General features: G+C 61.8%; 6 protein-coding genes and 1 pseudogene. All 7 read left to right on the forward strand.

From position 1 onward, the window contains the following. Nucleotides 1–193 precede the first annotated feature (193 nt). The 7 genes and pseudogenes from J3A65_RS14625 (at nt 194) to glgC (ending at nt 14,474) form a co-directional block, all read left to right on the forward strand. Nucleotides 194–3,553, forward strand: a complete 3,360-nt coding sequence (locus tag J3A65_RS14625; protein WP_209901900.1) for a transglutaminase family protein — start codon at nt 194–196, stop codon at nt 3,551–3,553. Between the two features lie 129 nt (nt 3,554–3,682). Further along, nucleotides 3,683–6,049 (forward strand): annotated as a pseudogene (locus J3A65_RS14630) (circularly permuted type 2 ATP-grasp protein); the annotation flags it as partial. Nucleotides 6,050–6,066: 17 nt separating this feature from the next. Further along, nucleotides 6,067–6,945, forward strand: coding sequence for a transglutaminase family protein (locus J3A65_RS14635; protein ID WP_209901904.1), 879 nt, complete (start codon nt 6,067–6,069; stop codon nt 6,943–6,945). 136 nt (nt 6,946–7,081) lie between these two features. Further along, nucleotides 7,082–8,302 carry a TadE/TadG family type IV pilus assembly protein gene (locus J3A65_RS14640; RefSeq protein WP_209901906.1) on the forward strand — a complete coding sequence of 407 codons (1,221 nt, stop codon included), beginning with the start codon at nt 7,082–7,084 and terminating at the stop codon, nt 8,300–8,302. Nucleotides 8,303–8,523: 221 nt separating this feature from the next. After that, nucleotides 8,524–10,986, forward strand: a complete 2,463-nt coding sequence (locus tag J3A65_RS14645) for a glycogen/starch/alpha-glucan phosphorylase (protein ID WP_062461031.1) — start codon at nt 8,524–8,526, stop codon at nt 10,984–10,986. Beyond that, nucleotides 10,986–13,193, forward strand: coding sequence for a 1,4-alpha-glucan branching protein GlgB (gene glgB / locus J3A65_RS14650; RefSeq protein ID WP_209901908.1), 2,208 nt, complete (start codon nt 10,986–10,988; stop codon nt 13,191–13,193). The genes J3A65_RS14645 and glgB overlap by 1 nt, the downstream gene beginning before the upstream one ends. Nucleotides 13,194–13,211: 18 nt before the next feature. After that, on the forward strand, nt 13,212–14,474 hold the full coding sequence (gene glgC / locus J3A65_RS14655; RefSeq protein ID WP_062461037.1) for a glucose-1-phosphate adenylyltransferase: 1,263 nt from the start codon (nt 13,212–13,214) through the stop codon (nt 14,472–14,474). Nucleotides 14,475–14,482 lie beyond the last annotated feature (8 nt).

Below are 14,482 nucleotides of genomic sequence, written 5' to 3' on the forward strand. Positions count from 1 at the left end.
GGCGGCAGCCGGATGATGGGCAGTCGCGGGCGGATGAGCCTACCCCGGCACGACCATCGAAAACCGAACGAAGCTCACCTTTCGACACGAGCGGGAAAACAGCCTGCCCCGCCTTGCATTCTTTTCATGCATTGCACAAACTCGCGGCAACGATGACGTAACGGCCCGTTCAACAAGGCCGGCAAGGGGCATAATGTCGATCAAGGCGAGCATCTACCACCTCACCCATTACAGCTATGACAGGCCGGTCCGCATGGGGCCGCAGATCATCCGGCTCAAGCCCGCCGCCCATTCCCGCACAAAAGTGCTGTCGCATTCGCTGAAGGTCACGCCGGAGAATCACTTCGTCAACCTGCAGCAGGACCCCTACGGCAACTACCTCGCCCGCTTCGTGTTTCCCGAACCGGTGACCGAATTCAAGATCGAGGTCGACCTCGTCGCCGACATGACGGTCTACAATCCCTTCGACTTCTTCGTCGAGGAAGAGGCGCAGGCCTGGCCGTTCACCTACCCGGCCGATCTCATCGAAGACCTGTCGATCTACCGCACGCCCGAGCCGCCGGAACCTGCCCTCGTCGAATACCTGAAGACGCTGGACATGTCGCCCGGCCAGCCCACCGTCGACATGGTGGTCGGCATCAATGCCCGCCTGCAGCAGGCGATCGGCTATGTCATCCGCATGGAACCCGGCGTCCAGACGCCCGAGCAGACGCTGACCTCGGCAATGGGTTCCTGCCGCGATTCGAGCTGGCTGCTGGTGCAGATCCTGCGCCATCTGGGCTTCGCTGCCCGTTTCGTCTCCGGCTACCTCATCCAGCTGACGCCGGACCTGAAGGCGCTCGACGGCCCCTCCGGCACCGAAGTCGATTTCACCGATCTGCATGCCTGGTGCGAAGTCTATCTGCCAGGCGCCGGCTGGATCGGCCTTGATCCGACATCGGGCCTGCTGACCGGCGAAAGCCACATTCCGCTGGCCGCCACGCCCCATTACCGCAACGCCGCGCCGATTTCAGGCGATTACTTCGGCGAGGCGAACACGTCGTTCGACTTCGCCATGAACGTCACGCGCGTTGCCGAACATCCGCGCATCACCAAGCCCTTCTCGGATGACAGCTGGGACGCGCTGAACGATCTTGGCGAACAGGTGGACCGCGTGCTGGAAGCCCAGGACGTGCGCCTCACCATGGGCGGCGAACCGACCTTCGTGTCGATCGACGACTTCGAATCCGACGAATGGAACACCGGCGCCGTCGGCCCTACCAAGCGCGAAAAGGCCGACGTCCTCATCCGCAAGCTGCGCGAGAAATTTGCGCCGGGCGGCTTCCTGCATTACGGCCAGGGCAAATGGTATCCGGGCGAAAGCCTGCCGCGCTGGACGTTCTCGCTCTACTGGCGCAAGGACGGCAAGCCGATCTGGAGCAATCCGGATTTGGTGGCCGAAGAAGGCCTCGACTATGGCAGCGGCGAACAGGACTCGCAGCAATTCCTGACGGCACTCGCAGCGGAACTCGATATCGGCGCAGAGATGGTCGTGCCCGCCTATGAGGATCCGGCCGAGTGGATCATCAAGGAGGGCTCGCTGCCTGATAATGTCGATCCATCCAATTCGAAACTCAAGGACCCGGAAGAGCGCAACCGCATTGCCCGCGTCTTCGAACGGGGCCTGACCAACCCGTCGGGTTATATCCTGCCTGTTCAGGCCTGGCAGTCGCATGCGAGAGGCGGCAGCATGGGCGCAAAGCGCTGGATCAGCGAAAAATGGAGCACCCGTCGCGGCAAGATCTTCCTTGTGCCCGGCGACAGCCCCGTCGGCTACCGCCTGCCGCTCGGCACGCTTCCCTATATCCCGCCATCGCAGTTCCCCTATATCCACGAGGCCGATCCCTCGATCCCCCGCACTGCCCTGCCCGACGTGATCGTCCCGCCCGGTCACGAAGCGACCGAAGGCCGCGCGATGCCGGAGCAGTCGTTCACGGCAGGCGACCCGGTCAATCCCGGCCGCGTCGAACAGACGCTCGGTGAAATTGGCGGCGCTGTGCGCACGGCAATTTCCGTCGAGCCGCGCGATGGCCGTCTCTGCGTCTTCATGCCGCCGGTCGAAAAGATCGAGGACTATCTCGAACTGATCGCTGCTGCCGAAAACGCCGCGACGAAGCTCGGTCTCGCCGTCCATATCGAAGGCTACGCGCCGCCGCATGACGAGCGCATCAACGTCATCCGCGTCGCGCCCGATCCTGGCGTCATCGAGGTCAACATCCATCCGGCCGCAAGCTGGAAGGAGACGGTCGAGACGACAACGGCGATCTATGAAGAGGCCCGCCAGAGCCGTCTCGGCGCCGACAAGTTCATGATCGACGGGCGCCACACCGGCACCGGCGGCGGCAACCACGTCGTGGTTGGTGGTGCCAACCCGAACGACAGCCCCTTCCTGCGACGTCCGGACCTGCTCAAAAGCCTCGTGCTGCACTGGCAGCGCCATCCGGCGCTGTCCTACCTGTTCTCCGGCCTGTTCATCGGCCCGACCAGCCAGGCACCGCGCCTCGACGAAGCCCGCCACGATTCGATGTACGAGCTTGAAATCGCGATGGCACAGGTGCCGATGCCGGGCCAGGGTGCCGCACCGCTGCCATGGCTCGTGGACCGACTGTTCCGCAACCTTTTGACCGACGTCACCGGCAACACCCACCGTTCGGAAATCTGCATCGACAAGCTATTTTCCCCCGACGGTCCGACCGGTCGCCTCGGCCTCGTGGAATTCCGCGGCTTCGAAATGCCGCCGAATGCGCGCATGTCGCTGGCGCAGCAGCTGCTTGTGCGGGCACTGATCGCCCGCTTCTGGAAAAACCCGGTTCAGGGCAGGTTTACCCGCTGGGGCACGGCGCTGGCGGACCGGTTCATGCTGTCCCATTACATCTGGGCCGATTTCATGGACGTGCTGGCGGACCTTCGCGAAAACGGCTTCGACCTTAGGCCCGAATGGTTCGAGGCACAGCTCGAGTTCCGCTTCCCATTCTTCGGTGAAGTCGAGTACGAAGGCGCCAAGCTGGAACTGCGCCAGGCGCTGGAGCCCTGGCATGTGATGGGCGAACAGGGCGCGATCGGCGGCACGGTGCGCTATGTCGACAGTTCAGTAGAACGCCTGCAGGTGCGGCTCGAAACCAGCAATCCGCAGCGCTATACGGTCGCCTGCAACGGTCGCGCCGTCCCCTTGACGCCGACGGGCATATCCGGTGTTTCGGTCGCCGGCGTGCGCTTCAAGGCCTGGCAGCCTTCGTCTGGCCTGCATCCGGTTCTGCCGGTCAATACACCGCTGACATTCGATATCTATGATACATGGTCCAGCCGCTCGATCGGTGGCTGCATATATCATGTTGCCCATCCGGGCGGTCGCAACTATGAGACCTTTCCGGTCAATGGCAACGAAGCGGAAGCGCGAAGGCTCGCACGGTTCGAACCGTGGGGACACACGGCGGGCAGTTATGCTTTGATGCAGGAAATGCCGTCGCCCGAATTTCCGCTGACACTCGACCTGCGCCGGCCACCCGGGATTTAAACGGACCGCCTGGGTTTTAACTGGAGTTGACAGCAAGCCATGTCCAACGGACCGGCAACAGAGCACGCCAAGGCGGAAGCCGCCATTGGCGAGACAGGCGTTGGCGAGATCGGCATTGACCCGATCCTCGGCTACGCGGCCTTGGCCGGCGTCACCGACGAGATGCTGGACGCCGAAGGTCGTATCAAGCCGGTCTGGGAGAACCTGATCGCGCATCTGAGCCGTCTCTCGGAAGCCGAGCTGCACGAACGGTTTGCCCGCGCCGATCGCTACCTGCGCGATGCCGGCGTGTTCTACCGCACCTATGCGGCACCCGGCAGCACGGCCGGAAGCGGCAGCGGCGAACGTGCCTGGCCGATCAGCCATATCCCGGTCCTGATCGCAGAAAAGGAATGGGAGGAGATCTCCCGCGGCCTCAAGCAACGCGCAGACCTTCTGGAAGCGATGCTTGCCGATATCTACGGCGACAACAAGCTGGTCGAGGAAGGCTTTCTGCCGCCGCAGCTTGTTGCCGGCAACCCGGAGTTTCTGCGCCCGCTGGTTGGCATAAAGCCGGTCAGCGGCCACTACCTGCATTTCTGTTCGTTCGAAATCGGCCGCGGTCCGGATGGCGACTGGTGGGTTCTGGCGGATCGCACGCAGGCTCCATCCGGCGCAGGCTTTGCGCTGGAAAACCGCGTCGCCACCACACGCGCGCTGTCGGATATCTATGCCGAAAGCCATGTTCACCGCCTCGCCTCCTTCTTCGGCGCCTTCCGCGATGCGCTGCAGAGCCACAAGCAATATCCCGACGACCGGATCGCGGTTCTTTCCCCCGGCCCCGCCAACGAAACCTATTTCGAACACGCCTATATCGCCCGCTATCTCGGTTTCATGCTGCTGGAAGGCGAGGACCTGACCGTTCTCAACAACCGCGTCATGGTGCGCACCGCGGCGGGTCTCAAACCCATCGGCGTTCTCTGGCGCCGCCTCGACGCCTCCTATGCCGATCCGCTGGAACTGAACCAGAGCTCCCATATCGGCACGCCCGGCATGGTGCAGGCCCTGCGGTCCGGGTCGCTGACACTCGTCAATGCGCTCGGCTCCGGTATCCTCGAAACCCGGGCGCTGCTCGCCTTCATGCCCGCCATCTGCCACCGCCTGCTCGGCGAAGAACCGATCATGCCGTCGATCGCGACCTGGTGGTGCGGCCAGAAGGCCGAGCGGGACCATGTGGCCAAGAATATCGGGCGGATGGTCATCGGCCCGGCCTATTCCGGCCTGCCCTTCTTCGACGACAACGGCCAGTCGGTGCTCGGATCGTCCTTGAGAGAGACCGCAAGAGAATCGATCGGTGAATGGCTGTCGAGCGAAGGCGCCAAGCTCGTCGGCCAGGAAGTCGTGACGCTGTCGACAACGCCTGCCTATGTCGATGGCAAGCTGGTCCCGCGTCCGATGTCGCTGCGCGTCTTTGCGGCGCGCACCGAAGATGGCTGGCAGCTTATGCCCGGCGGTTTTGCCCGTATCGGTTCGGGCGACGACGTGGCCGCAATCGCCATGCAGGCCGGCGGCACCGCGGCCGATGTCTGGATCGTTTCCGACAAGCCCGTCGACAAGCCGACGCTGCTGCCACCGGAAGAAAGCTTTACCCGCAACATGCCGGGTTCGCTGCCCTCGCGCGCCGCCGACAATCTGTTCTGGCTCGGCCGCTATATCGAGCGCTCCGAAGGTGCCTTGCGCATCCTGCGCTCCTGGCACCTGCGCTACGCGGAGTCAGCAGATCCCGACGCGCCGCTTCTGGTCGACGTCGACGGCTATCTGAAGTCGATCGATATGGACATGGCAAAGGCCGTGCCGGCGCCGCTTCTGTCCCACCTCAACAGCGCCATCTATTCGGCCAGCAACATCCGCGACCGCTTTTCGCCGGATGGCTGGCTGGCCCTGACGGACCTTGCCAAGACCACCAAGCGCTTCCATGAGACCGCACAACCGGGCGATGATGCCGCCCATGCCAGCACCATTCTTCTGCGCAAACTGGCGGGTTTTGCCGGTCTCGTGCACGAAAACATGTATCGCTTCACCGGCTGGCGTTTTCTTTCCATCGGTCGCTACCTCGAACGCGGCCTTCATATGACGCGGCTGCTCGCCCACATGTCCGGCCCGGACGCCCCGGACGGTTCGCTGGACATGCTGCTCGAAATCGGCGACAGCGTCATGACCCACCGGCGCCGCTACAACGTCAACACCGCGCGGCTGACGGTCGCCGACCTCCTGGCGCTCGATCCGCTCAACCCGCGCTCCATCCTGTTCCAGCTGGCCGAGATCCGCACCGAGGTCGAGCAACTGCCCAATGCCGTTTTCAACGGCCAGATGTCGCCCTTCTACAGGGAAGCGATGCGGCTGCATTCGGGCCTTGCAGTCATGACCCCCGAGGGCATGGACGTGGAAGTTTACCGTAAGCTTGAGCAGGAGCTTGAACGGCTTTCCGACATTCTCGCCCGAACCTATTTCAACTGAGCGGGAGAGGACACGCCATGCTTTACGACCTCTCCATGCACATGGGCTATGTCTATGACCAGCCGGCCTCGGTCGCACGGCATGTGATCCGGGTCCTGCCCCTGTCGCTGCCCGGCCGCCAGCGGCTGATTGCAGGCACGATCACCGTCACGCCGAACGCAGAGGAGAAAGCCACCTTCATTGATTTCTTCGGCCAGCAGGCGACCTCAATCCTGCTGCGCGCGCCGCATGAACGGTTCGACATCCGTATGCAGGCGCGCGTCATGGTCGAGACCCCGACGATCTCCGCGGATCTGTCGCCACGGCTCGATGGCTTGAGGCGGGAGCTTGCAGCGTATCTTAGCGTCGACGGCAGCTCGCCGCACAACCTGACCGGCGCAAGCCCTCGCCTGCCCGAAGATCCGCAGATTGCCGCCTATGCCCGCGACGTCGTCAAGCCGGGCCAGACGGTGCTGGAGATCGCAAAGGAGCTCTGCACCCGCATCTACGACGACTTCGAGTATGACTCCAAGGCGACCAAGGTCGACACAACCCCGCGCGAGGCCTTCAAGCTGAAGCGCGGCGTCTGCCAGGACTTTGCCCATATCATGATCACCGCGCTGCGCAGCCTCGGCATCCCCGCAGGCTATGTTTCCGGGTTCCTGCGCACTCTGCCGCCCCCGGGCAAGGAGCGTTTGGAAGGCGCGGACGCGATGCATGCCTGGGTCAAGGTCTGGTGCGGCGAGGCGGTCGGCTATGTCGAACTGGACCCCACCAACGACATCATGGCCGGCACCGACCATATCGTTGTCGCCTACGGCCGTGACTATTCCGATATCGCACCTGTCATCGGCGTGCTCAAAGGTTACGGAAATCGAAAGATCATCCAGGGGGTTGATGTGATACCGGTCAGATAGACCCGTTTTGGCGCTGAATCGTCGTGTTGGTTCAATTTTTAAAGGTTGATTTAGCGGTTCCTCCACCCGCTCCGCGCTATCAAGACCACGTGTTAGTGCAAATGAGTTGCGCGGTTACGGCACGGGGGTAAGTGCGATGACAGCATCAATTTGGACGCGGTTTTCCAAGAACCGCGACGGAAATTTCGGCCTTATGACAGCGGTGCTCCTGCCCATCCTCCTGGGTTCGGCGGGCGTCGCGCTTGATTTCACCAATGCCATGCAGATCAAGAGCAAGATGCAGGGTCTGGCGGATTCCGCGGCACTGGCAGCTGCCTCATCGATGGCCCAGAAAGGCATGAACGAGAAGGACGCCCAGGAACTGGCGACCGACTACCTTGCCGGCCAGATCCTTGCCAATGGCATAGACGCGAACGCCACACCTGAAGAAAAGGCAGCGCAGCAGGAGGCGATCCGCAAGGCCACCGCCGTCAGCGCCAAGACCACCAACAACAGCGCTTCCAGCAAGGGCTACACGGTGGCGCTCAACACCAAGTACACGATGAAGCTGAATCCGATCACCAGCATGATCGGCGGCCAGTCCATCACGCTGAATATTGCGGCCACGGCATCCAGCAGTTCGGAAACGACCAACGGCATCTCGATGTACCTGGCGCTTGACCGGTCCGGCTCGATGTCCTTTGTCACCAGCGACAGGAATACACTACGGTCCTACTGTGACAACTACACCAACGCTGACTGGCCGTCGGTCGCCTTCTACTGGCCCTGCTACATCCGCAAGATCGAGGCCCTGCAGACGGCGGCAACGGGGCTGTTCACGTCGCTGAAGACGTCCGACCCGAAAAACACGCTGATCCGTGTCGGTGCGGTTTCCTACACCGATGAGACGCAGTCTCCGACACCGATGACATGGGGCACGACCGAGGCTGCCAAGTACGTGGCGGCGCTTCCAAGCGTTCCGACCGGCGGCACCGATGCCAGCGGCGCGATGACCCTCGCACTGAATGCACTGAAATCGAGCAACACGACCGAGGCAACGGCGCATACGGCCAAGGGCAATGCCACCTTCAACCGCTACATCGTGCTGATGACGGATGGCGAAATGACCGGCAAAAGCGCCAACTGGAATCCGGCGCTGGACAGAACAGTGCGCAGCCAGTGCGAAACCGCCAAGGCCGACGGCATCAAGATCTTCACCGTTGCCTTCATGGCGCCGGACAAGGGCAAGTCGCTGCTGAGCACCTGCGCAAGCGCCAGCGACTACTATTACGAGCCTGAAGACATGACCGATCTCGTCAACGCGTTCGGCGATATCGCCAACAAGGCGGCAAAATCCGCGGTTCGCCTCACCAACTAGGCGGCAGTCTAAGTCTCTCGGAACGTTTGATTATTTGCAGAACCCCGTCCAACCGGCGGGGTTTTGCTTTTTTGCGATTTTACATGCCCATGACATATTTCAAGACCAATATCATTGCCCGTTGCAAGCGTTTCGTAACGGTGCATAACTGGTTTCCCAGATCTTCAACGAGGGTCCGAATCGGACGCAATTCTCACGCTTAACCAGAAAGTTAGCGCGACATGGACAAGACCTCTTCTAACGTCGAACTCCCCTTTCCGGCACCACGCAGCTCCCGGCCTGAAATCATGGCGGAGGAGATCATCGAGCGCCTGACCTATCGGATCGGCAAGGATGCGCAGGTCGCCAAGCCGCATGACTGGCTGACCGCAACGATCCTGGTGGTGCGCGACCGCATTATCGACCGGTGGATGGATTCGACCCGCAAGGTCTACAAGACAGGCGAGAAGCGCGTTTACTATCTATCGCTGGAATTCCTGATCGGCCGCCTGATGCGCGATGCCGTCAGCAATCTCGGCCTGATGTCGGAAATTCGCGACGCGCTGACATCGCTCGGCGTCGATGTGGCTGTCATTGCCGGCCTCGAACCCGATGCGGCCCTCGGCAACGGCGGCCTCGGCCGTCTCGCCGCCTGTTTCATGGAGAGCATGGCAACCGTCGAGATCCCGGCCTACGGCTACGGTATCCGCTACGTCCACGGCCTGTTCCGTCAGCAGATGGCCGATGGCTGGCAGGTGGAACTTCCGGAAACCTGGCTCGCCCACGGCAACCCCTGGGAATTCGAGCGCCGCGAAAGCTCCTACGAAATAGGCTTCGGCGGCACGGTCGATACCGTCGGCGGTTACGACGATGCGCCGCGCTATGTCTGGAAGCCGGCCGAACGCGTGATCGCCATGGCCTACGACACGCCGATCGTTGGCTGGCGTGGCAAGCGCGTCAACACGCTGCGCCTCTGGTCGGCCCAGCCGATCGATCCGATCCTGCTCGACGCCTTCAACGCCGGTGACCACATCGGTGCGCTGCGCGAAAGCAACAAGGCCGAAAGCCTGACCCGCGTTCTCTACCCGGCCGATGCCAACCCGGCCGGCCAGGAACTGCGCCTGCGCCAGGAATTCTTCTTCTCCTCCGCCTCGCTCCAGGACATCCTGCGCCGCCACCTGCAGCAGTATCCGGATTTCACCAATCTTCCCGACAAGGTCGCGATCCAGCTCAACGACACCCATCCGGCAATTTCGATCGGCGAGTTGATGCGCCTTCTGGTCGACATCCACGGCGTGGATTTCGACGAGAGCTGGGAGATCGTCCGCAAGACCTTCTCCTACACCAACCACACGCTTCTCCCCGAGGCGCTGGAAAGCTGGCCGGTACCGTTGTTCGAGCGCCTGCTGCCGCGCCACATGCAGCTCGTCTATGCGATCAACACCAAGATCTTGCTGGAAGCGCGCAAGCTGAAGAACTTCTCCGAAACCCAGATCCGTTCGATCTCGCTGATCGACGAGGGCGGCGAGCGCCGCGTGCGCATGGGCAACCTTGCCTTTGTCGGCTCGCATTCGATCAACGGCGTTTCGGCCCTGCATACGGACCTGATGAAGGTCACTGTGTTCCAGGACCTGCACACGCTCTATCCCACCCGCATCAACAACAAGACCAACGGCATCACCCCTCGCCGCTGGCTGATGCAGTGCAATCCGGGCCTCACTTCGCTGATCCAGGACGCCATCGGCGACAAATTCCTTGATGACACCGAGGCGCTGACAGATCTTGAGAAATTCTCAAGCGACAGCTCGTTCCAGGACAAGTTTGCGGCGATCAAGCGCACCAACAAGATCGCACTTGCCAATCTGGTCGGCAGCCGCATGGGCATCAGGCTCGATCCGTCGGCCATGTTCGATATCCAGATCAAGCGCATCCACGAATACAAGCGCCAGCTCCTCAACATCATCGAGGCGGTAGCGCTTTACGACCAGATCCGCTCGCATCCGGAACTCGACTGGGTGCCGCGCGTAAAACTGTTCGCCGGCAAGGCGGCGCCGAGCTATCACAACGCCAAGCTGATCATCAAGCTGGCCAACGACGTCGCTCGCGTCATCAACAACGACCCATCGGTGCGCGGTCTCCTGAAGATCGTCTTCATACCCAACTACAACGTGTCTCTCGCCGAGATCATGGTCCCCGCGGCCGATCTTTCCGAGCAGATCTCGACGGCAGGCATGGAAGCGTCGGGAACCGGCAACATGAAGTTTGCCCTGAACGGGGCACTGACGATCGGCACGCTCGACGGCGCCAATGTCGAAATGCGCGACCATGTCGGGGAAGACAACATCGTCATCTTCGGCCTGAAAGCGGACGAGGTGCAGAAGGTCCGCGACGAGGGCCACGATCCCCGCGCCGTTATCGACCAGTCTCCGGAACTTGCACAGGCCCTGAATGCCATCGCGACAGGCGTGTTCTCGCCGGATGACCGGTCGCGTTTCACAGTCCTGATGGACGGGATCTACAATCACGACTGGTTCATGGTTGCCGCCGACTTCGATGCCTATGCAGCAGCGCAGCGCAGCGTTGACCAAATCTGGTCGGACCCTAAATCATGGTATTCGAAGACTATTCTCAACACCGCCCGCATGGGTTGGTTCTCCTCCGATAGAACCATTCGCCAATACGCGTCGGAAATCTGGAGAGCCTGATGACAAAAGCGCCGCGTACGCTCGATGACGGGAGAGCTCCTGGAGAAATCCCGTTATCCGAGATCGAGGCGATTTTGGAAGGCAGGCATACAAACCTCTTTGCCGTTCTCGGCCTGCACAAGGTCGGGGACGTCTACAGGGTCCGCTGTTTCATCCCCGGCGCCGAGGCCGTCACGGCCACGGCGCTGAACGGCACGGAACTGGGCGAACTCACCTGCCGCCACGAAGCCGGTTATTTCGAAGGCATCGTCTCCGCCTCGCAACGCCAGCCCGTCCGTTACCGCGCCCGCCGCGGTGATGACGAGTGGGCGGTGACGGACCCCTACTCGTTCGGCCCGGTTCTGGGACCGATGGACGATTATTTCGTCCGCGAGGGATCGCATCTGCGCCTGTTCGACAAGATGGGCGCCCATCCCCTTAAGCACGAGGGCGTCGAGGGATATCATTTCGCCGTCTGGGCACCGAATGCCAAGCGCGTTTCCGTCGTCGGTGATTTCAACACCTGGGATGGCCGCCGCCACATCATGCGGCTGCGTCAAGACACCGGCATCTGGGAAATCTTCGCGCCCGATATCCTGGCTGGCACCCCCTACAAGTTCGAGATCGTCGGCAGCGACGGCGAAGTTCTGCCCCTCAAGGCCGACCCTTACGCCCGGCGCGCCGAAATGCGCCCGAAGACGGCGTCCGTCACCACGCCGGAACTGGTGCAGAAGTGGGATGACGAAGCCCACCGCGAATTCTGGGAAAAGGCTGATCATCGCCGGCAGGCGATCTCGATCTACGAAGTGCACGCCGGTTCATGGCGCCGCAAGCAGGATGGTTCGTTCCTCTCCTGGGACGAGCTTGCCGCCGAACTCATTCCCTACTGCACCGACATGGGCTTTACCCATATCGAATTCCTTCCGATTACCGAACATCCCTATGATCCGTCCTGGGGCTACCAGACCACCGGCCTCTATGCTCCGTCGGCCCGTTTCGGCGAGCCGGAAGGCTTTGCCCGCTTCGTCAACGGCTGCCACAAGGTCGGCATCGGCGTCATCCTCGACTGGGTGCCCGCCCACTTTCCGGTCGATGCGCACGGGCTTCGCCATTTCGACGGTACCGCACTCTACGAGCATGAAGATCCGCGCCAGGGTTTCCACCCCGACTGGAACACGGCGATCTACAATTTCGGCCGACTGGAAGTCCTGTCCTACCTCGTCAACAACGCGCTCTACTGGTCGGAGAAATTCCACCTCGATGGCCTGCGTGTCGATGCGGTCGCCTCGATGCTCTATCTCGACTATTCCCGCCGCGAGGGCGAATGGGTGCCGAACGAGTATGGCGGCCGCGAGAACCTGGAATCTGTCCGCTTCCTGCAGAAGATGAATTCGCTTTCCTACGGCAATCATCCCGGTGTGATGACCATTGCCGAGGAATCCACATCCTGGCCCAAGGTCTCGGCGCCGGTCCACGAAGGCGGTCTCGGCTTCGGGTTCAAGTGGAACATGGGTTTCATGCATGACACGCTGAGCTATCTCGCGCGCGAGCCTGTTCACCGCAAGCATCACCACAGCGCCATCACCTTCGGCATGGTCTACGCCTATTCCGAAAATTTCGTCCTGCCGCTCAGCCATGATGAAGTCGTGCACGGCAAGGGGTCGCTGATCGCCAAGATGGCCGGCGACGACTGGCAGAAATTCGCCAATCTGCGCGCCTATTACGGGTTCATGTGGGGTTATCCGGGCAAGAAGCTGCTGTTCATGGGCCAGGAATTTGCCCAGTGGAGCGAATGGAGCGAGGAGCGGTCGCTGGACTGGAACCTGCTGCAATACAGCCCGCACGAAGGCATGCGCCGTCTCGTCCGCGATCTGAACTTCTGCTACCGCTCCAAGCCCGCCCTGCATGCCCGCGATTGCGAGAGCGAAGGGTTCCGCTGGCTGATTGCCGATGATGCCGAAAACTCCGTGTTTGCCTGGCTGCGTATGGCGCCGGGGGAAAAGCCGGTGGCGGTGATCACGAATTTTACCCCGGTCTACCGGGAAAATTACCGTATTCCCTTGCCAAGCGAGGGCAGATGGCGGGAAATCCTCAACACCGATGCCGAGATCTATGGCGGCACCGGCAAGGGGAATGGCGGACGCGTGCAGGCGGTGAATGCGGGAGGAACGATCACCGCCGACATCACGTTGCCGCCTCTGGCGACGATCATGCTGGAATTGCAATAACGACCGGGAGGGAGAACCATGAACGACAAACGCATACAGCCACTCTCACGCGACGCGATGGCCTATGTCCTGGCCGGCGGCCGCGGCAGTCGCCTGAAAGAACTGACGGATCGCCGCGCCAAGCCCGCGGTCTACTTCGGCGGCAAGGCGCGCATCATCGATTTCGCGCTGTCGAACGCGCTGAATTCCGGCATCCGCCGCATCGGCGTTGCGACCCAGTACAAGGCGCATTCGCTGATCCGCCACATGCAGCGCGGCTGGAACTTCCTGCGTTCAGAGCGCAATGAAAGCTTCGACATCCTGCCCGCCTCCCAGCGCGTTTCGGAAACGCAATGGTATGAAGGCACGGCCGACGCGGTGTTCCAGAACATCGACATCATCGAAGGCTACGCGCCGGAATACATGGTCATCCTTGCCGGCGACCACGTCTACAAGATGGACTACGAGTACATGCTGCAGCAGCACGTGAACTCCGGCGCCGACGTCACCGTCGGTTGCCTTGAGGTTCCGCGCATGGAAGCCACGGGCTTCGGCGTCATGCATGTCAACGAGAAGGACGAGATCATCGATTTCGTCGAAAAGCCGGCCGACCCACCGGGAATTCCCGGCAATCCGGATTTCGCGCTGGCCTCGATGGGCATCTACGTCTTCCACACCAAATTCCTGATCGAGGCGCTGAAACGCGACGCGGAAGCCGAAGGCTCCAGCCGGGACTTCGGCAAGGATATCATTCCCTATATCGTCGAGCACGGTAAGGCCGTCGCGCACCGCTTTGCCGATAGCTGCGTCCGGTCCGATTTCGAGCGCGAGCCCTACTGGCGCGATGCAGGGACGGTGGACGCATACTGGCAAGCCAATATCGACCTGACAGAAATCGTGCCCGGCCTTGATCTCTACGACAAGTCCTGGCCGATCTGGACCTTCGGTGAAATTACCCCACCGGCAAAATTTGTGCATGACGACGAAAACCGCCGCGGTTCGGCAACATCCTCGGTCATTTCCGGCGACTGCATCATTTCCGGTTCGTCGCTCAACCGAAGCCTGCTGTTTACCGGCGTGCGTGCCAATTCCTATTCCAAGCTCGAAGGCGCGGTTGTGCTGCCGAACGTGCGGATCGGACGACGCGCCCAGCTTCGCGACGTCATCATCGACCACGGCGTGACCATTCCGGAAGGCCTGATCGTCGGAGAGGATCCCGAACTCGATGCCAAGCGCTTCCGCCGCACCGAGAGCGGTATCTGCCTGATCACCCAGGCGATGATCGACAAGCTCGAGCTGTGAACGGGATC

Origin of the sequence: Rhizobium sp. PvP014, assembly GCF_017876855.1 — a bacterium.
Classification (GTDB): domain Bacteria; phylum Pseudomonadota; class Alphaproteobacteria; order Rhizobiales; family Rhizobiaceae; genus Neorhizobium; species Neorhizobium soli.